The 19,380-nt window shown below is 75.8% G+C and carries 16 protein-coding genes; 12 read left to right on the top strand and 4 right to left on the bottom strand.

Features of this window, described 5'->3' with window-relative positions:
• Nucleotides 1-98: 98 nt before the first annotated feature.
• Nucleotides 99-749, top strand: coding sequence for a ferritin-like fold-containing protein (locus ACI79K_RS13235; RefSeq protein ID WP_456589903.1), 651 nt, complete (start codon nucleotides 99-101; stop codon nucleotides 747-749).
• A gap of 186 nt (nucleotides 750-935) precedes the next feature.
• Here ACI79K_RS13235 and ACI79K_RS13230 read toward each other — a convergent pair whose 3' ends face one another.
• Together ACI79K_RS13230 and ACI79K_RS13225 are read right to left on the bottom strand one after the other, a co-directional pair.
• Nucleotides 936-1,178 carry a DUF3107 domain-containing protein gene (locus ACI79K_RS13230; protein ID WP_346619940.1) on the bottom strand — a complete coding sequence of 81 codons (243 nt, stop codon included), beginning with the start codon at nucleotides 1,176-1,178 and terminating at the stop codon, nucleotides 936-938.
• A gap of 101 nt (nucleotides 1,179-1,279) precedes the next feature.
• Nucleotides 1,280-1,924, bottom strand: coding sequence for a TetR/AcrR family transcriptional regulator (locus ACI79K_RS13225; protein ID WP_456589902.1), 645 nt, complete (start codon nucleotides 1,922-1,924; stop codon nucleotides 1,280-1,282).
• Nucleotides 1,925-1,995: 71 nt separating this feature from the next.
• Between ACI79K_RS13225 and ACI79K_RS13220 the strand changes: the two genes are divergently transcribed.
• The 10 genes from ACI79K_RS13220 (at nucleotide 1,996) to ACI79K_RS13175 (ending at nucleotide 15,685) form a co-directional block, all read left to right on the top strand.
• Nucleotides 1,996-3,042: an alpha/beta fold hydrolase gene (locus tag ACI79K_RS13220; protein ID WP_456599921.1), complete on the top strand. Its 1,047-nt coding sequence runs from the start codon at nucleotides 1,996-1,998 to the stop codon at nucleotides 3,040-3,042.
• A gap of 40 nt (nucleotides 3,043-3,082) precedes the next feature.
• Nucleotides 3,083-3,964 (top strand): DUF3152 domain-containing protein, encoded by an 882-nt coding sequence (locus tag ACI79K_RS13215; RefSeq protein ID WP_456599920.1) that lies wholly within the window; start codon nucleotides 3,083-3,085, stop codon nucleotides 3,962-3,964.
• Nucleotides 3,965-4,035: 71 nt separating this feature from the next.
• The gene (locus ACI79K_RS13210) at nucleotides 4,036-5,547 is read left to right on the top strand and encodes a hypothetical protein (protein WP_456599919.1); all 1,512 of its coding nucleotides are present in this window, start codon (nucleotides 4,036-4,038) and stop codon (nucleotides 5,545-5,547) included.
• Nucleotides 5,548-5,703: 156 nt separating this feature from the next.
• A complete protein-coding gene (gene moeZ, locus ACI79K_RS13205; RefSeq protein ID WP_456589898.1) occupies nucleotides 5,704-6,864 on the top strand; it encodes an adenylyltransferase/sulfurtransferase MoeZ in 1,161 nt (386 codons plus the stop codon).
• 217 nt (nucleotides 6,865-7,081) lie between these two features.
• Nucleotides 7,082-7,669, top strand: coding sequence for a TIGR03086 family metal-binding protein (locus ACI79K_RS13200; protein WP_456599918.1), 588 nt, complete (start codon nucleotides 7,082-7,084; stop codon nucleotides 7,667-7,669).
• A gap of 29 nt (nucleotides 7,670-7,698) precedes the next feature.
• Complete coding sequence (locus tag ACI79K_RS13195) at nucleotides 7,699-8,094, top strand: MGMT family protein (protein ID WP_456599917.1); 396 nt, start codon at nucleotides 7,699-7,701, stop codon at nucleotides 8,092-8,094.
• A gap of 53 nt (nucleotides 8,095-8,147) precedes the next feature.
• Nucleotides 8,148-8,861, top strand: coding sequence for a transglycosylase domain-containing protein (locus tag ACI79K_RS13190; RefSeq protein WP_456599916.1), 714 nt, complete (start codon nucleotides 8,148-8,150; stop codon nucleotides 8,859-8,861).
• Nucleotides 8,862-8,897: 36 nt separating this feature from the next.
• Nucleotides 8,898-9,059 (top strand): hypothetical protein, encoded by a 162-nt coding sequence (locus ACI79K_RS13185; protein ID WP_456589894.1) that lies wholly within the window; start codon nucleotides 8,898-8,900, stop codon nucleotides 9,057-9,059.
• 63 nt (nucleotides 9,060-9,122) lie between these two features.
• The gene (locus ACI79K_RS13180) at nucleotides 9,123-12,305 is read left to right on the top strand and encodes an ATP-dependent helicase (RefSeq protein WP_456589893.1); all 3,183 of its coding nucleotides are present in this window, start codon (nucleotides 9,123-9,125) and stop codon (nucleotides 12,303-12,305) included.
• Nucleotides 12,302-15,685 (top strand): ATP-dependent helicase, encoded by a 3,384-nt coding sequence (locus ACI79K_RS13175; protein ID WP_456599915.1) that lies wholly within the window; start codon nucleotides 12,302-12,304, stop codon nucleotides 15,683-15,685. Before ACI79K_RS13180 ends, ACI79K_RS13175 begins: the two co-directional genes overlap by 4 nt.
• A gap of 29 nt (nucleotides 15,686-15,714) precedes the next feature.
• Here the strand turns inward: ACI79K_RS13175 and ACI79K_RS13170 are convergent, their stop codons facing one another.
• Nucleotides 15,715-16,731 carry a DUF4349 domain-containing protein gene (locus tag ACI79K_RS13170; protein WP_456599914.1) on the bottom strand — a complete coding sequence of 339 codons (1,017 nt, stop codon included), beginning with the start codon at nucleotides 16,729-16,731 and terminating at the stop codon, nucleotides 15,715-15,717.
• Nucleotides 16,732-17,034: 303 nt separating this feature from the next.
• Entirely contained in the window at nucleotides 17,035-17,886 is an 852-nt protein-coding gene (locus ACI79K_RS13165) for an alpha/beta fold hydrolase (RefSeq protein ID WP_456599913.1), read from the bottom strand.
• Nucleotides 17,887-17,942: 56 nt separating this feature from the next.
• On the opposite strand from ACI79K_RS13165, the gene ACI79K_RS13160 reads away from it, so the two are divergent.
• On the top strand, nucleotides 17,943-19,355 hold the full coding sequence (locus ACI79K_RS13160; protein WP_456589889.1) for a M20/M25/M40 family metallo-hydrolase: 1,413 nt from the start codon (nucleotides 17,943-17,945) through the stop codon (nucleotides 19,353-19,355).
• Nucleotides 19,356-19,380 lie beyond the last annotated feature (25 nt).

Below are 19,380 nucleotides of genomic sequence, written 5' to 3'. Positions count from 1 at the left end.
CGAGCACCGGTTAGCCTCTCGGCGCCGCGCTGCCCGGTGTCGGGTGCGTCACCCCTCCGGGGCACGCGGCGCCACCGCTGCCGAGCCCAGGAGTTGCCGTGCCACCGGTCCAGAACACGGCGGTCGCCGACCTGCTGGGGGTGCTCGCCTACGCCGAGCTGACCGCGTTCGACCGGCTGGCCGAGGATGCCCGGATGGCGCCGTCGCTCACCGGCCGGGCTGCGCTCGCCCGGATGGCCGCCGCCGAGATCGCGCACCACTTCCGGCTCACCGCGCGGCTGGAGGAGCTGGGCGTCGACCCCGCGACGGCGATGGCGCCGTTCGTCTCGGCGCTGGACACCTTCCACGAGAGCACCCGGCCCAGCACGTGGCTCGAGGGGCTGGTGAAGGCCTACGTCGGCGACGGGCTGGCCGCCGACTTCTACCGCGAGATCGCCGGCTTCCTGCCCGAGCCCGACCGGGGGCTGGTGCTCGACGTGCTCGCCGACACCGGCTACGCGGACTTCGCCGTCCGCGAGGTGCGCGCGGCGATCGCCGCCGACCGCGCGGTCGCCGGCCGGCTGGCGCTGTGGGGCCGCCGCCTGGTGGGGGAGGCCATGACCCGGTCGCAGGCGGTGATCGCCGAGCACGACCCGCTCGCCGAGCTGATCGTCTCCGGCACCGGCGACCTGTCGGGGATCGGCCGGCTCATCGAGCGCATCACCAGCGCGCACACGGCCCGGATGAAGACCCTCGGCCTGAACCCCTGAGGCGATCACATCGTCGGCCTCCGGCCGACACCGCGGCCACGTGCCGTCCCCCTGGTGCGCCGAGCGCGTCCGTCGGGCCTGCGCGGGACCCTCCGGGCCCCACTCGGCACGACCACGCAGAAGGGGGCGGCTCCGCCGCAGCGGAGACGCCCCCTTCGCTCAGGTGCTGCTCGTGGCCGGCTGCGGTCAGCTGCCGGTACCGGCGATGAAGCCCACGCGGCGCTGGTCGGCCTGCGCGATCTCCACGTAGGCGATCCGGTCGACGGGGACCAGGACCTGGCGCCCCCGCTCGTCGACCAGGGTGAGCAGGCCGTCCTTCGTCGAGCCCGACATGGCCTTGGCCACCTCGGCCGCGATCTCATCAGGGGTCTTGGGGCTGTCGATGACCAGCTCCCGGGGCGAGTGCTGGACGCCGATCTTGACTTCCACGTGGGCGATGCCTCCTCGGTTCGCGCGACTGAGGCCAACGCTAGTCCAGCCGTCGTCGCGGGCACCGTCCGAACCCGTGCGCCGTCAGCGAACGCCGCCGCTCAGCCCTGGGCCGGCTCGCCGTCGACGCGGGGGAAGCCGGAGATGCCCCGCCAGGCCAGCGCGGACATCAGCGAGACCGCCTCGTCGCGGGAGACGGTGCCCTTCCGCGGTAGCCACCAGCGGGCGCTGCTCTCGGCCAGCCCCGACAGCCCCGAGGCCAGCAGCAGCGCACGCTCCGGGTCGGCTCCGGTGTCGGCGGCGATGACGCCCGCGATGGCCTCGACGCACACCGCCGTACCGCGGTCGACGACGGCGCGGACGTCGTCGTCGTTGCGCAGGTCGGACTCGAAGACCAGGCGGAAGGCCTCGCCGTCGGCGTCGATGAAGTCGAAGTAGGCGCCGACGGCGGCGTCGACCCGGGCCCGGTTGTCGGCGGTGCGGCCCATCGCCTCGCCCACGCGGTCGGCCAGCTCGGAGACGTGCTCCTCCAGCAGCGCCAGGTAGAGCTCCCGCTTGCCCGGGAAGTGCTGGTAGAGCACCGGCTTGCTGACTCCGGCCCGGACGGCGATGTCGTCCATGGCCGCCGCGTGGAAGCCGTGGGCGACGAAGACCTCCTGGGCCGCGCGCAGCAGCTGGAGACGGCGCGCGCCGCGCGGCAGTCGGGACGTGCGCCGGTTGGCCGCGGCGGGGCGTGAGGGCTGCATGGCGAGGGGGATGGTACCGGCGGGCTGCCGGAGTGATCGACAGACGGCACTCAGCGTTACCGTCGCCGGTGATGTCCGAGGCCCCGCTCTCCACCACCCCGCTACCGGCGCTGGAGGTCGCGGTGCCGCCGTGGCCGGGCGAGGAGGTGCCGGTACGCGGCGGGGCGGTGTTCGTGCGGCGCACGCCGTGGCGGGGTCCCGTCGGGGACGGGCCGCCGGCGGGCGCGCCCCGGGAGCGGGCGCTGTACGTCCACGGTCTGGGCGGCGCCTCCACGAACTGGACCGACCTCGCGGCCCTGCTCGCGGTGCGGTTCGACGGCTGGGCGGTGGACCTGCCCGGGTTCGGCCGGTCACGGCCCCCGGCGCGCGGGCGGTACTCCATCCGCAGCCACGTGCGCGCCGTCGTCGACGTCCTCGAGCACGTCGCGGCCCAGCCGGGCGCGGGCGCCGGGGATCCGGTGCACCTGGTGGGCAACTCCCTCGGCGGCCTGGTGAGCCTGCTCGTCGCCGCGCTGCGCCCCGACCTCGTGGCGACGCTGACGCTGGTCTCCCCGGCCATGCCCGTCTACCGGGTGCCGTCGGCGTTCAGCCGGGCGCTGCTGCTCCTGCTCGTCCCCGGCGTGCCGACCCTCGCGGAGCGCCGGCTGGCCGCCGTCTCCCCGGAGGAGAGCGTCCGGTCGATGGTGCGGATGTGCTTCGGGAACCCGCATGCCGTGCCGCCCGAGCGCGTGGAGCAGGCGGTCCAGGAGATGCACGAACGGGCCCAGCAGCCCTGGGCGGACCGGGCCCTGGCCCGGAGCATGCGCGGGCTGATCACCTCCTACCTGAGGCTCGGCCCGGCCAACGCCTGGCGGACGGCCCGGGGGCTGCGGATGCCGGTCCTGGTGATCTGGGGCGGGCGCGACCGGCTGGTCGATCCCGCCCTCGCGCCGCGCCTGGCCGCGACCGTGCCGGACGGTCGGCTCCTGCTCCTCGACGACGTCGGGCACGTGGCCATGCTGGAGGCCGCGGAGCCGACGGCGCGGGCGGTGCTCGGGATGGTGGAGGGCCGAACCACGGGGCCGGGCGTGGCGGACCCGCCGGCTGTCGCCGACGCGCCACGCAGCGTGAGACGCTGAACGCACCGGGGGACGGAGCGAGCGAGCGGGGAGGCGACCGGTGGGAGGACGTCTGACCGACGGCCGACCCGTGGCCCGTCCCGGCCCGCCCCCCGCCCGCGGTCGGCCGCGGCCGACCGTCGGCCCCCGGGGTCGGCTGCGCCGGTTCGTGCGGCGCCACGGCTGGCGGGCCTACGCGATCCCCTTCCTGGCGCTCGCCACGGTCGCCGTCCTCGTCGACCTCGCGCTGCACCCTCCGGGCGCGACGCCCGCCGCCCCCGCCGCGGTGGCCACCTCGGCCCCGGCGGTCGAGACCTCCGCCCCGGCGCCCTCCCCACCGGCCGAGCCGGTGGCCCCCGCCGAGGGGGATGCCGGCCCGTCGGAGACCGCCCCGCCGGAAGCGGTTGCGGAGGAGTACGTGCAGCAGGGGGCGGGCAGCGTCTCGCTGGTCGGCGGCGGCTCGGAGGTGTACGGCACCGGCCCGCTGCAGCGGTTCATCGTCGAGGTGGAGGACGGCATCGGCGTGGACGGCGCGGCGTTCGCGGACGCCGTCACGGAGACGCTCGGCGACCCGCGGTCCTGGGGCAACGGTGGGCGCTACTCCTTCCAGCGGGTGGGCGAGGGCGCGGCGTTCGACTTCCGGGTGAGCCTGGTCAGCCCCGGCAGCATGGAGACCTACTGCCCGGGCGTGGGCACCGGCGGTTACACCTCCTGCCGGTACGGCGACCGCGCGGTGATCAACCTCGCCCGGTGGGCGACCGCCGTCCCGCACTACGGGGGCGACATCGCCACCTACCGGCGGTACGTGGTCAACCACGAGGTCGGGCACGTGCTCGGGAACGGGCACGTGCAGTGCCCCGGGCCCGGGCAGCTCGCCCCGGTGATGCAGCAGCAGACCCTCGGGCTGCAGGGGTGCGTCCCGAACGCCTGGCCCTTCCCGTGACGCCGGGTGCACGTGGCCGGGGGGCGAGCCGGTCGGTCCCTCGGTGGCCGAGTCGGTGGGCGCACGACCCGATGCTGCGGACGTTCGAGGAGCGGGTGCGGCACCGCCCGGACGAGCCGTTGTCGCCGCTGGTCGAGCACGACCTGACCGACGGGCTCGATGCGCCGGCCGGGACGCTTCTCAGGCTGGGGCCGGGTCCGGGTCCGCGGGCGCCCTTCTGCGCCGTCGTCCTGGACGTCGCGCGGATGGCTGACGGCGGAACGGTGGTGTGCGGGCTCGCCGGCCCGGGGGGCGTGTTCGCCGGGTACCGCGACGCCGACGGCGCGGTCGTGCTGGAGGTCGAGGGACCCGACGGGCCGGTCGTGGTCGGGACGGCGCCGGTGACGCTGGCCGCCCCCTTCCGGCTGGCCTGCGTGGTCAACGAGAACCGGGTGACCGTGCTGGTGGCCGCCGACGACGGCTGGCGTCCCGTGCTCAGCCTGCGCGACGAGATCGTCCGCACGACCGACCTCCGGGACCCGCAGGTGCTGGGCGCGCTGCAGTACGCCGCAGGAGTCCGCGGCCCGGAGGGGACGGTGCTGGCCCGGCTGGCCGCCGGTTACTCCGGGGCCGTGGGGCTCCGGGATCCCCAGGTGGTCCGGCGCCCCGACGGCCGCCCGGTCGTACGCGACGGGCAGCTCTACCTCACCGCCACCAACGCGGGTCTGGGCTTCTTCGAGCACGCGCACTGGGGGGTGTGGACCCTCGACCTCGCCGACCCCTCCCGGCTGACCCAGGTGGGCGCGGTGTTCTCCGAGCGGGACGGTCTGCTCCTCGGTGACCACGCCGGCGCCATCGTGTGGGAGGAGGAGTCCGACCGGTACCTGGTGTTCGTCTCCTCGTGGGGCGACCACACACCCGAGCGTGGCGTCCACGTCCGGCATGCAACCGTCACCGGCACCGACCTGCTCCGGGGGGTGCACGTGCTCCGCACCGAACGGTTGGCCCTGCCCACCGAGGTGAGCGCTTGGGATCCCTCGCTGGCCCGTGTGGGTGACCGCTGGTACCTGGCCTTCACCGAGTGCCCGTCGTTCGGGCCCCCGCGCTACGTCTTCCGCCCGGCGCTGGCCACCACGACCGCCGCCGAGCCCGTCACGGGCCTGGAGCGGGTCGGGTCCGACGACGCACTCGAGCAGGCGGAGGGCACGATCCTGCAGCGGCTCGGGCGCTCCTGGTACGTGCTGGCCAGCGACCGGGATGCCGCGGCGTACCCGGTGTACGACCTCGGCCTCCGGCGGATCGGGGCGTTGCGGGCGCCCTACGGCTCGAACATCCCCCACCCCATGGTGGTCCCGGTGGGCGACCACTCCGGGCCGTGGTGGATGGTCACCTTCGACGGCACCTCCTGGCACGAGCCGGTGCTGGGGTACGGCACCCACGGGGACCTCGTGGTGCACATCGCGCAGCCGCCGTCGGCTCGGACGTCGCTGGCGGCGGCGGCCCGGGCCGCCGCCCGGCGGCTGCCCGATCCCCTCCGCCATCGCCTCGGCGTCGCCCTCGCCGCGGGCCGCGGAGCGGCGCAGCGGGTCCGCACGCGCCGCTGATCGCGGTCCGCCGCGCCCGGGCCGGGCCCCGGTGCCGACCGGCCGGGTGCGTCGGCAGGGACCTCCGGGGTCGGTGGGATTAGGGGCGCGTGCCACGCTGTTGTCGCCAACGACTACCGGCCCGTGGGGCCGTGTCCGCGACGTGAAGGAGCAAGCGTGTCCCTGCCACCGCTGGTGGAGCCGGCCGCCGACCTGTCGATCGACGAGGTCCGCCGCTACAGCCGCCACCTGATCATCCCCGACGTCGGCATGGACGGTCAGAAGCGCCTGAAGAACGCCAAGGTCCTGGCCGTGGGTGCCGGGGGTCTGGGCTCGCCGGTGCTGATGTACCTGGCCGCGGCCGGAGTCGGCACGCTCGGCATCGTCGAGTTCGACACCGTCGACGAGTCCAACCTGCAGCGTCAGATCATCCACGGGCAGTCCGACGTCGGGCGGTCGAAGGCCGAGAGCGCGCGGGACTCCATCAAGGAGATCAACCCGCTGATCGACGTCCGGCTGCACGAGACGCGGCTGGACAGCGACAACGTCCTCGACATCTTCGGCCAGTACGACCTGATCGTCGACGGCACCGACAACTTCGCCACGCGCTACCTGGTCAACGACGCGTGCGTGCTGCTGAACAAGCCCTACGTGTGGGGCTCGATCTACCGGTTCGACGGCCAGGTCTCGGTCTTCTGGAACGAGCACGGCCCCAACTACCGCGACCTCTACCCCGTGCCGCCGCCGCCCGGCATGGTCCCCAGCTGCGCCGAGGGTGGCGTGCTCGGCGTGCTGTGCGCGACCATCGGCGCGATCCAGGCGACCGAGGCGGTCAAGCTCATCACCGGCATCGGCGAGACGCTGCTCGGCCGGCTCATGGTCTACGACGCCCTGGAGATGACCTTCCGCGAGATCAAGGTCCGCAAGGACCCCGAGGGCGAGCCGATCACGGAGCTCATCGACTACGAGGCGTTCTGCGGCGTCGTCTCCGAGGAGGCCCAGGAGGCTGCCGCGGGTTCGACGATCACCGTCGACGAGCTCAAGGACATGATGGACGCCGGCAAGGAGTTCGAGCTGATCGACGTCCGGGAGCCCAACGAGTACGAGATCGTCTCGATCCCCGGCGCCACGCTGATCCCCAAGGACGAGATCCTCTCCGGCCGTGCCCTGGCGCAGCTGCCGCAGGACAAGCCGATCGTGCTGCACTGCAAGACCGGCGTGCGCTCGGCCGAGGCGCTCGCCGCGGTCAAGAACGCCGGCTTCAAGGACGCCGTGCACGTCCAGGGCGGCGTGACGGCGTGGGCCACCCGCATCGACAAGGCGCTGCCCACCTACTGAGAGGACCCTGTCCCAGGGCCCCGCGACACGCTTCGCGCGCCGCGGGGCCCTGGGACGAGGCCGCCCTCGCCCCCGACCCTCGCTCCGCTCGGGCCGGGACCCTGCGAGGGGGCCGTTCCAGGCCCTCACCACGGGGCCGTTCCAGCAGCTCACCGGGGCCCGGTCCGCTTCCCACCAGGGGAGGCGGGCCGGGCCCTCGGCATGTTGGACTGGCGCCATGGCCGACTTCTCGCCCGTGGAGCTCCTGGAGCTCTTCCAACGCGCCCAGAACCAGTTCACCGACCGGGTCGACGCCGTGGCGCCGGACCAGTGGGAGGACGAGTCGCTGCCCGGGTGGACGGTCGCCGACCTGGTGGCGCACCTGGTGAACGAGGCGCTGTGGGTGCCCCCGCTGCTCGCCGGTGAGCCCTACGACGTGATCGAGGGCCGGTTCCCCGACGACACCACCGACCTCCTGGGCGACGATCCGCTGCTGGGCTGGGAGTCCGCGGCCGACGGCGCGCTGTCGGCGTTCGCCGAGGACGAGGGCCTCGTCCGCACCGTGCACCTGTCGCGGGGCCCGACGCCGACCACCGAGTACATCTTCGAGATGACCACCGATCTGACCGTGCACGCCTGGGACCTCGCCCGGGCCACGGGCGGCGACACCGAGCTGGACGGCGAGCTGGTGACCGCCGCGCTGGTCTACGCCGAACGTCTCCCCGAGGACGGGGTGCCCGGGCTGTTCGACCCGCCGCTGGACGTCTCCCCGGCGGCGCCGCCGCAGACCAGGCTGCTGGCCCGCTTCGGGCGAAAGGACTTCTGACCCGCCGCCCGGCGTACCACGATGGGCGCGTGACCGATGCCGCGCTCGACGTCGACGAGGCCGTCTTCGACGAGGTGGAGCGGATCCCGCCCGGGCGGGTGAGCACCTACGGCGCCATCGGCCGGCTGGTGGGCGTCGGGCCGCGCAGGGTGGCGCGGGCGCTGAGCTCCGGCGGGGGCGCAGTGCCTTGGTACCGCGTGGTGCGCGCCGACGGCTCGGCCGCCGAGCCGGTGCGCGCCCGCCAGCTGGAGCTGCTGGCCGGCGAGGGGGTTCCGGTGCGCAACGGGAAGGTGGACCTGGCGGCCGTCGGCTGGCCCGACCGGGGAGCCGGCGGTGTCCTCCCTCGGGATGATCGCGGACCGGTGCCGGGTCGCCCTCCGGGGCGATGCGCGCCGACCGGGCCGCACGGTGAGCTGACCCGGTGACGTCCCCGGCCCGGCAGCAGCCCCTTCCGCCCGCTCCGGCGCGGTCCCGACCCGTGCGGTCCCGCGGCGCCCGCATCCGGCGGGCCTGCGTCCGCCTGGTGGCCGGCGTGCTCGTCCTGCTCTGCGCGGCGTTCGCCGTCGGCTGGGCGGTGACCCCCGACGTGGTCGACGCCCAGGAGCGGGTGGCCGAACGGCTGGCGGAGCACGGCGGCACTCCGACGACCGGGGAGGTGCCACCGCGCATCGCCGACGCGCTGCTGGCCACCGAGGACAGCCGGTTCGGCTCGCACCCCGGGATCGACTGGCGCGGCGCGCTGCGGGCGCCGCTCGGGCTGGTCGTCGGGCGCGACCTGGGCGGCTCGACCCTGCAGCACCAGCTGGCCCGGGTGCTCTACGAGGACGGCGCCACGGACACGCCGGCCAGGGCGCGATCGCTGGTGCTGGCCGTCAAGCTCGACCAGACCTGGACCGACGACCAGATCCTCCGCATGTACCTGGACGCCGTGTACTTCGGCCACGGGTTCTACGGGGTGCAGGCGGCGGCCGAGGGCTACTTCGGGCTGGCCCCCGACGAGCTCGACTGGGCGCAGGCCACCGTGCTCGTCGGGCTGGTGCAGGGTCCCAGCGCCTACGACCCCTTCGTGTACCCCGAGCGCGCGGCCGCCCGGCAGGCCCACGTGCTCGACCGGCTGGTGGCCGTGGGAACCCTCTCCCGGTCGGAGGCCGACCGGATCGCCGCCGAACCGTGGAACCTCACCGGCGGATGACTCCAGTTCCGGTCCCCGGCTGCCGACGACATGGACATGAACACCATGGCGTGCAGGGCAGTGGCCCAGGCCGGACTGGTCGCCGGAACCGCGTCGCTGGACCGGGAGCAGGCATTCCCGCTGCTCCTGGTGGCCGGCTGGCTGACCACCGCGGCCGACCTGATGCTCGAGCAGTCGTTGCTGGACTCCCTGGCCTGACCCACCCGCTCCATCCACCCCGCCCGTCCCCGGATCGTCGTACCCCCGTGCTTCCATCGAGGAGTGGCACAGCGCGGGGGTGAGGGCGGTCCGGTCTACCGGTTGCTGCCGGGGGAGCCGCCGCGCTCCACCGCGCCGCTGCTCGATCCCACCCAGCAGGCCGTCGTCGACCACCCGGGCGGGCCGCTGCTGGTGCTCGCCGGCCCCGGCACGGGCAAGACGACGACGATCGTCGAGGCCGTCGCGACGCGCATCGACGCCGGCGTCGACCCCGAGCAGATCCTCGTCCTGACCTTCAGCCGCAAGGCCGCCGCCGAGCTGCGCACCCGGATCACCTCCCGGGTCGCCCGCACCATCCGCGAGCCGCTGGCGCGCACCTTCCACTCCTACGCCTACGGCGTGCTCCGGCGCGCCGCCGTGCTGCGGGGGGATCCGCCGCCCCGGCTGCTCACCTCCGCCGAGCAGGACGCCGTCGTCGCCGAGCTGCTGCGGGGTGACGCCGAGGGTGAGGGCACCGTCCGGTGGCCCGACGACCTCGCCCCCGCGCTGGGCACCGAGGGCTTCCGGGCGGAGTTGCGGGAGCTGCTGCTGCGGGCGACCGAGCGGGGGGTCGACGCCGAGCGCCTGGCCGCCTGGGGCCGGGAGACCGGCCGCGAGCACTGGGTGCACGCGGCCGCGTTCCAGCAGCAGTACGAGAACGTCAGCGACTTCTGGGTGGCGTCCCGGGGCGACGCCTCCGGCTACGACCCCGCGGAGCTGGTCCGGCAGGCGATCCTCGAGCTGACCGGTGACCCCGAGCTGCTCCGCCAGGAGCGCGAGCGCGCCCGCTGGCTGTTCGTCGACGAGTACCAGGACACCGACCCGGCGCAGGTCGAGCTACTGGAGCTGCTCGCCGGGGGCGGGGGGAACCTGGTCGCCGTCGGTGACCCCGACCAGTCCATCTACGCGTTCCGCGGCGCCGAGCCGCGGGGCATCGTGGAGTTCACCGAGCGGTTCCGGCACTCCGGCGGGCGCGCCGCCGGGCGGGTGTCGCTGGGAGTCTGCCGCCGATCGGGCGCGGAGCTGCTGCGGATCAGCCGCCAGGTGGCCGAGGGGCTGCCCGGTCCCTGGGAGCACCGCCGGCTGGCCGCGGGGGAGGGAATCCCGCCGGGCGAGGCGGAGGTGCACGTGTTCGGCTCGGCCGCGGTCGAGGCCGCCTACGTCTCCGACGTGCTGCGCCGCGCGCACCTGCTCGACGGCATCCCGTGGTCGGAGATGGCCGTCGTCGTGCGCACCGCGGCGGTGCTCGGGCCGTTCCGGCGCGCCCTGGCCTCGGCCGGGGTGCCGGTCGCCGTCTCCACCGACGAGCTCCCGCTGGCCGCCCAGCCCGCCGTCGCCCCGTTCCTGCGGGTGCTGGCGGCGCTGCTGCCCGGCCCGGACGGGGAGCCCGCCGGTCTGGACGAACCGGGCGCCGAGGCGCTGCTGTCCTCGCCCCTGGGCGGGGCCACCGTGCTGGACCTGCGGCGGCTCCGCCGGGCCGTGCGCACCGCGCTGGCCAAGCAGGGGCTGGACGCCGCGGAGCGCGGCGCCCCGCTCGCTGCCGCGCTCACCGACGCGGCGCTGCTGGAGGCGCTGCCCGAGCACGTCGCCCGTCCGGCGATCCGGGTGGCGGCCGTGCTGGACGCCGGCCGGTTCGCGCTCGCCCAGGACGGCACCGCGGAGGACGTGCTGTGGGCCATGTGGCAGCGCAGCGGCCTGGCGACGCGCTGGGCACGGGCCAGCGCCGCCGGCGGCCCGTCGGGGGCGGTGGCCGACCGCGACCTCGACGCGGTCGTGGCCCTGTTCGACGCCGCCGCCGGCTTCGTCGACCGGCTGCCGTCCGCCGACGTGCGGGCGTTCGTCGAGCACCTCTCCGCGCAGGAGCTCCCCGGCGACACCGGCGCCGCGCGGGCGGTCGCCGGCGAGACGGTCCGGCTGCTCACCGCCCACGCCGCCAAGGGCCTGGAGTGGGACCTGGTCTGCGTCTCGGGGGTGCAGGAGGGACTGTGGCCGGACCTGCGGGAGCGCGCGTCGCTGCTGGGCGCCGAGCTGCTGGTGGAGATGGCGGCCGGCATCGACGGCGCCTCGACCGACCGGCGCGCCCTGGCCCTGGCCGAGGAGCGGCGGCTGTTCTATGTCGCCTGCACCCGGGCCCGGCGACGGCTGGTGGTGACCGCCGTCGAGGGCGCCCTCGACGGGGCCGACGCCGGTGCGTCGGCGTCCCGGTTCCTCGACCTGGTGTCCCCGCCGCCGCCCGACGGGCGTCCGCTCACCGAGCTGCCCCGGGCGCTCACCCTGCCCGCGCTCGTCGCCGAGCTGCGCCGGGCGGTCACCGACCCGCACACCCCGCCGGCCCGGCGCTCCGCCGCGGCGGCGCTGCTGCGCCGGCTCGCCGACGAGGGCGTGCCCGGTGCGGCACCAGCCCGCTGGTGGGGGCTCGCACCGCTCTCGGACGACGCGCCGCTCGTCGACGAGGAGCTGCCGGTGCGGGTGCGCCCGTCGGCGATCGAGACGTTCCAGCGCTGCCCCCTGCGGTGGGTGCTCGGCGCGGTCGGCGCCGAGGCCTCGCCCGACGCCACCCGCACCGTGGGCTCGGCCGTCCACGCCGTGGCCCAGCAGGTGGCCGAGGGGCTGCCCGCGCCCGACGCGCGCACCGTGCTCGACGCCGAGCTCGACCAGCTCGACCTCGGGCCCGGCTGGGCCGACCAGCGGCAGCGGGTGCACGCCCACGACATGCTCGACCGCTTCCTGCGCTGGCACGCCGCCAACCCGCGGGAGCTGGTCGGCGCGGAGGTCGACTTCGACGTGGTCGTGGGGCGGGCCCGCATCCGCGGCCAGGTCGACCGGCTCGAGCGCGACGCCGAGGGGCGGCTCGTGGTCGTCGACCTGAAGACCGGGAAGAGCGCGGCGAAGAACACCGAGGAGCACGGACAGCTCGCGGCCTACCAGGTGGCGGTCGCGGCCGGGGCCTTCGAGGGGCACGGCACCGTCTCCGGCGGCGCCGCCCTGCTCCAGGTCGGCACCGGCGCCAAGGCCAAGGAACAGCACCAGGAGCCGCTGCCCGCCGACGTGCCCCTCGAGGGCACGTGGGCCGGGGAGCTCGTCGCGGAGGTGGGCGCCGGTATGGGAGGGGCGACCTTCGAGGTGCGCACCGGTTCGCACTGCTCGCGCTGCCCGGCGCGGCGCAGCTGCCCGCTGCAGGAGCCCGGCCGGCAGGTGACCGGGTGACCCCGAGGCATGAGCGGCCCCGTCCAGAGGCTCGCCGCGAGCCTGCGAGCGGGGAGGAGGACGGGGTCCTTCAACTGTCCTTCGAGGACCTGCTGGCGGAGGTCCCCGCAGCGGAACCCGCGCCCCGCCGGCTGCTCACGCCCGCGGAGGTGGCGGCGCGCTGCGGGCTGTCCTACGCCCCGTCCGACGAGCAGGCCGGCGTCGTCTCCGCGCCCGCGGACCGGCCGCTGGTGGTCGTCGCCGGGGCCGGGTCGGGCAAGACCGAGACGATGGCCGCGCGGGTCTCCTACCTGGTGGCCAACCGGATCGTCGAGCCCGAGGCGATCCTCGGCCTCACCTTCACCCGCAAGGCCGCCAGCGAACTCAACGAGCGCATCCGGCTGCGCCTGGGTGCGCTGGCCCGCCACCCGGAGACCGAGGACGACCTGCGCGAACGGCTGGCGATCGCGCAGCCCACGGTCTCGACCTACCACGGTTACGCCGCCGCGCTGGTCGCCGAGCACGGCCTGCGGATCGGGGTGGAGCCCGGCGCCGGGGTGCTCGGCCCGGCGATGTGCTGGGGGCAGGCGGCCACCGTCGTCGCGGCCTGGACCGGCGACATGGCCGACGTCCCGCTCACCCTGCTCACCACCGTCGAGGACGTGCTGGCGCTGGCCGCGGAGATGGGCGAGCACGACGTGACCCCCGCGGCCCTGCGCACCTGGACGGCGCGGCTGGAGGCGCAGATCGCCGGCTACGCGGACGCCCCGAGGAAGAAGGGGCCCTACGCCGCGGTCGCCGAGATGCTCGCCCGGCAGAAGGCCCGCGTGGCGCTGCTGCCGCTGGTCGAGGCGTTCGAGGCGCGCAAGCGTGCCCTGGGCTCCATCGACTACGCCGACCAGGTGGCCCACGCCGCGCGCATCGCCGTCGCCGCGCCCGAGGTCGGCCGGCGCGAGCGCGCCCGCTGGAAGGTGGTGCTCCTCGACGAGTACCAGGACACCAGCGTCGGGCAGCTGCGCATGCTGGAGGCGCTCTTCGGCGGGGCGAGCGGCCACCCGGTGCTCGCCGTCGGTGATCCCCGGCAGTCCATCTACGGGTGGCGCGGGGCCTCGGCCGGCACCATCGAGCGCTTCGCCCGCACCTTCCCCGGGCGTCCGGGCCGCGCCGCGCAGCGGTTGACGCTGGCCACCAGCTGGCGCAACGACGAGGCGGTGCTGGCGGTGGCCAACGCCGTGTCGGCGATGCTGCCCGAACCGGCCCAGCCACTGCCCGACCTCGCCCCGGCGCCCACCGCCGGCCGCGGCTCGGTCACCGTCGGGCTGTACGAGACCGTCGCCGAGGAGACCGCGGCCCTGGCCGACCGGCTGGCCGCCTGCTGGGACGGCGCGGACCCCGCCGTCCCGGCGAAGGACGGGCAGGACCGCCCGCCGTCGATGGCCGTGCTGGTGCGCACCCGCAAGCAGCTGCCCGGCATCGCGGCGGCCCTGCGCGAGCGCGGACTGCCGGTCGAGGTCGTGGGGCTGGGCGGCCTGCTGGAGGTGCCGGAGGTATCCGACGTCGTCGCCACCCTCACCGTGCTGGTCGACCCGACGGCGGGTGACGCGATGGGCCGGCTGCTCACCGGTGCCCGCTGGCGGATCGGCCCCCGCGACCTCGCCGCCCTCGAGGCCCGCGCCCGCGCGCTCGTGCACGCGCGCCGGCCGGCCCGCCCGGCCGAGGGCGCGGAGGCCGGGGCGGTCGAGGTGCCGCAGGAGCGCGGCAGCATCGTCGAGGCGCTCGACGACCTCGGCGACGCCGCGCAGTACTCGCCCGCGGGCTACCGGCGGCTGCGCCGGCTGGGTGCCGAGCTCGCCCACCTGCGCGGCCGGATCGGGGAGTCGCTGCCCGACCTGGTCGACGAGGTGGCCCGCACCCTGGGCCTGGAGACCGAGCTGGCCAGCGCGCCGGGGATCAGCCCCGCCGGGGCCCGCGCCCACCTGGATGCGCTGCACGGTGTCGCGGCGGAGTTCACCGAGCTGGCCGAGCTGCCCTCGCTGCCGGCGTTCCTGGGCTACCTGCGCGACGCGGAGGAGCGGGAACGCGGCCTGGAGCCCGGGGAGGTGGCGGTCAACCCGGAGGCGGTGCAGCTGCTCACCGGGCACTCGGCCAAGGGGCTGGAGTGGGACGTCGTCGCCGTGCCCGGCATGACCGCCGACCAGTTCCCGGCGCGCACCAACGCCAGCGACTCCTGGATCAAGGACCCGGGCGCGGTCCCGGTCGACCTCCGGCTCACCGACCGGGAGGAGCTGCCCCGGCTGCGCCTGCCGGTGCCCGGCTCCGGTGACCAGGCGGTGGTCCGGGACGCCCTGGAGGAGTACGTCCAGGACTGGAAGGACTTCGGCCGGGACGAGGAGATCCGGCTCGGCTACGTCGCCGTCACCCGGGCGAAGCGGCTGCTGCTGTGCTCGGGCAGCTGGTGGCGTGACGGCGTGAAGCCGTGCGGGCCGTCGTCCCTGCTGCACACCGCCAAGGAGGCGTGCGAGGCCGGCGCCGGCACCGTCGTCCACTGGGCCCCGGCGCCCGAGGACGGCGCGACCAACCCCGCGTTGGAGGAGTGGCCGGTCGGTGTCTGGCCGGCCGACCCGCTCTCCGAGCCGCGCCGGCGGGCGCTCACCGCCGCCGCGCAGCTGGTCGAGGGCGCCGCGCCGCACCCGCTGGAACCCGAGCGGTCGCTCGGCGGGGAGGACGAGCTCGTCGGGCAGTGGGTGCGCGACGCCGACCTGCTGCTGCGCGAGCGGGCGCGGCAGGAGAGCCCGACCGTCGACGTCCCGCTGCCCTCCCACCTGTCGGTGTCGGCGCTGGTCACCCTCCGCCGCAACCCGGCCGAGCTGGCCCGCCGGCTGCGCCGCCCGATGCCGGCGGCGCCCGCTCCTCAGGCCCGCCGCGGCACCGCCTTCCACGCCTGGCTGGAGGAGCGGTTCGGCGCCGCGCGGCTGGTCGACCTCGACGAGCTGCCCGGCTCCGGCGACGAGCTCGCCGCGCCCGACGACGCCCTGGACGAGCTGCGCGAGGCCTTCCTCGCCAGCGAGTGGGCCGATCGCCAGCCCGTCGAGGTGGAGGTGCCGTTCGAGACGCCGTTGGGGCCGATCACGCTGCGGGGCCGGATCGACGCGGTGTTCCAGGGCGAGGACGGCGGCTACGAGGTCATCGACTGGAAGACCGGTCCACCGCCCTCGGGCGGCGAGCTGGCCGCCGCCGGTGTCCAGCTGGCCGCCTACCGGCTGGGCTGGTCGCGGCTGACCGGGGTGCCGGTCGAACGGGTGAGCGCCGGCTTCCACCACGTGGCCGCCAAGGAGACGATCCGGCCTGTCGACCTGCTCGACGAGTCCGGGCTGCTCGCGCTGATCACCGGAACGGGCTGACCCGTCCTTCCTCTCGGCAGGAGAACCCATCAGCCCTGCGGCGTGGTGGGCGGGGCCGGGGGTGGCGTCGCCGGGGGCGGGGCCGCCGCGGGCGCTCGCCGCCGCGCTCGGCGGACCGGCACGAGGACCGCACCGGCCACCAGCGCGGCGACGGCCACCCACGGCAGGACGACCCCGAGGACGACGGCGACCGAACCGGCGGTCGACGCCAGGGCCCGCCACCCGGTGCCCAGCCCGCCGAGGAAGCCGTCGGGCCCACCGGGCGGCGCCACGCCGAACGGCTCCAGGTGCACGCGCAGCGTCGACAGCTCCACCCGGTCGGCCAGCAGCGCGCGCCGCGACAGCAGCGACTCCAGCTGCTCCTGCCGGTCGGAGAGGGCCTTCTCGGCGGCCAGCAGGGCCTCGGTGTCGGCCGCCCCCTCCATCAGCGTCTGCAGCCGCGCCACGGAGGTCTGCAGCGCCGCGATCCGCGCGTCCAGGTCGACCACCGTCGTCGTGACGTCGGAGTGGGACACCGACACGTTCGCGACGTCGCCGAGGTCCTCGAGCTCGGCCAGCACACCGGTGAGCTCGGACGCCGGCACCCGCACCACGAGCTCGGCGACGGCCCCTCGAGTGCCGTCCCCCGACGCCGTCTGCTCGGTGCGCTCCTCGATCCGCCCGCCGACGGACTCGACCAGCTCGCTCACCTGCTGGGCACCCTCGGCCGGGTCCTCGACCGCCACGGAGGCGCTGGCAGTGGTCACCATCTGCCGGTCGCCATCGGTCTCGAGCGGGTCGTCCGGCGCACTTCCGAGATCCCCCGGGATCGCGGGCACGGGAGCGACCGCGCCCCCGCCGGCACCGCCGTCCGCGCTACCGGACTCCGCGCCCGGCGAGCCCGTGCAGCCGGCCAGCAGCGCCAGTGCCAGGGCCGCGGCTGCCGCGCCGAGGAAGCGCCGCACGGGCCGGACCGCAGGCCGCTGGGCCGCCACCGACCGGCGTCGATGCCCGATCGCGACGCGGACGGTTGTCACGAGCCCCGCGCGGATCCGTCGTCCGGCCATGGCGGTGCGATCCTTTCCCTCGGGTGTCTTCCCGGGGGATGACGGCCCGACGTGCCTGACACGTTCCCGCGGGAACGCGTCGCGGGCACCGGAGCTCACCCCGGCGCACGGTGACGGCCGACCGTGCGGGGGCGACGGCCCCAGCGGCTCCTGGGCGGAGGGCCCAGCCGGTGCCGACACGTCGGCTCGTCGACGAGTCGACATGTCGTCGGCGATCGTGCTCAGGACGGCGTCAGGCCGGACTGCTGGGCAGGGGGGCCGTCGGGGGCCGGTGCGAGCGGGTCGGCGTCGGCGGCGGCGCGCTCAGGACGAGGCGACGCGGTCCAGGATCGCCGCGGCCAGCTGCTCGGGCGCCTGCTCGGGGACCCAGTGCGTGATCCCGGGCAGCTCGACGAACCGGTAGTCGCCGGTCACGAACTCCTCGCACGCCTGCGCGGCCGTGCGGCCGATCGCGACGTCGGCGTCGCTCCACACGTAGGTGGTGGGCACCTCGACCTTGTCCACGCGGATGTCCGAGCTCATCGCGCGGTACCAGTTCAGCGCCGCGGTCAGCGCGCCCGGCGCCGACAGCGCCGCCACGTACTCGTCCGCGGCCTCGGGGGAGACGCCGGTCTCGCCGTCGGCGCCCAGCAGCATCCGGCGCAGCCGCCGCGCGTCGTCGGCCAGCAGCACCTCCTCCGCCTTGCCCGGCTGCCAGAACAGCCGGATGTAGGCCGAGCGCTCCTTCTGCTCCGGGTCGATCCGGAAGGCCGCGGTGTACGCCGCCGGGTGCGGCACCGACACGGCGGTCAGCGACCGCACCCTGTCGCTGTGCCACGCGGCCAGCGTCCACGCCACGTTGGCACCCCAGTCGTGGCCCACCACGTCGGCCACCGGGATCTCCAGCGCCGTCATGAGGTCCGCCGTCACCTGCGCCAGATTCGGCATGGCGTAGGCCCCCACCTCGGCGGGCCGCGCGCCGGGGGAGTAGCCCAGCTGGTCCGGCGCGTAGGTGCGCAGACCTGCCTGGGTGAGCAGCGGCGTCACCGCGGCCCAGGACGCCGACGTCTGCGGGAAGCCGTGCAGGAGCAGCACCGGCCGGCCGTCCTCGGGTCCGTCGACGCGCACGTCGAAGGTCAGGTCGCCGACATCGGTCCGCAGCAGCTCTCCGGGCATGCCCCGGACGCTAGCCGGGCGGAGAGCGCTGCGCTGGCGGCACTACCGTCGACGCCGTGACCAGCGCCGAACGTGACTTCGTCCTCGACCACCTCGACGACCTGCACGCAGACCTCGACGCCTGGCTGCGCATCCCGTCCATCTCGGCCGACCCCGCGCACTCCCGCGACGTCGCCGCGAGCGCCACCTGGCTGGCCGACGCGCTGCGCCGGGTCGGCTTCCCGACCGTCGAGATCTGGCCGACCGCCGGCGCGCCGGCCGTCTTCGCCGAGTGGCCCAGCGCTGACACCGGTGCGCCGGTCGCCCTGGTCTACGGCCACCACGACGTGCAGCCGGTCGACCCGCTGGAGCTCTGGGAGCACCCGCCGTTCGAGCCCACCCGGGTCGAGGGCCCCGACGGCCCCGAGCTGCACGCCCGCGGGGCCATCGACGACAAGGGCAACGTCGCCTTCCACCTGCTCGGCATCCGCGCCCACCTGGCGGCGACCGGCCGCGACACCCCCGCCGTCACGGTGAAGCTGCTGATCGAGGGCGAGGAGGAGTCCGGGTCCCCGCACTTCGAGGCCCTGCTCCGGGAGAAGGCCGACCGGCTCGCCTGCGACGTCGTCGTCGTCAGCGACACCGGCATGGCCGCACCCGACGTGCCCAGTGCCGTGACCGCGATGCGCGGGCTGGCCGACGCCGAGATCACCCTGCGCGGCCCGGCGGTGGACCTGCACTCCGGGTCGTTCGGCGGCGCCGTGCCCAACCCGTTGCACGCCATGGCCGAGCTGATCGCGAAGCTGCACGACGACCAGGGCCGGGTGACCATCCCCGGCTTCTACGACGAGGTGCGGCCGCTGTCGGACCGCGAGCGCGAGCTGATGGGCCGGGTGCCCTTCGACGAGCAGGCCTGGCTGGCCGGCCCGGCCGCCTCGCGCGCGACCTACGGCGAGGCCGGCTTCAGCACCCTGGAGCGCACCGGCGCCCGCCCGACCGCGGAGGTCAACGGCATGTGGGGCGGGTACACCGGCCCCGGCCACAAGACGATCATCCCGGCCGAGGCGCACGCCAAGGTGACCTTCCGGCTCGTCTCCGACCAGCGGCCGGAGGACGTCGGCCCGCGACTGCGCGCCTGGGTGGCGGCCAACGTCCCGGCCGGCATCGAGGCCGAGGTGCACACGCCGCCGGGCGGCGTCGCCCCGTGCGCGAGCGACCTGGACTCCCCGTACATGGACGCGCTGCTGACCGCCATCGGTCAGGCCTTCGACCGCGATCCGGCCGACGTGCTCTTCACCCGCGAGGGAGGCAGCGGCCCCGAGGCGGCGATCGTCGAGGCGCTCGGTGCGCCGCTGCTGTTCCTCGGCGCGGGCCTGCCCACCGACCGCATCCACTCGCCGAACGAGCGGGTGCTGCTGCCGATGCTGTACCGCGGCGCGGAGGCGGCGGCGCACCTGTGGCGGGAGCTGGCCGCGGCGCCGCGGCGCTGAGGACCTGACGGCATTCCCGCGGGAA

This window comes from Blastococcus sp. SYSU DS0616, assembly GCF_054051015.1.
The sequence above is the reverse complement of the archived record's forward strand: the minus strand, read 5'-3'. Positions and strand labels throughout refer to the sequence as shown.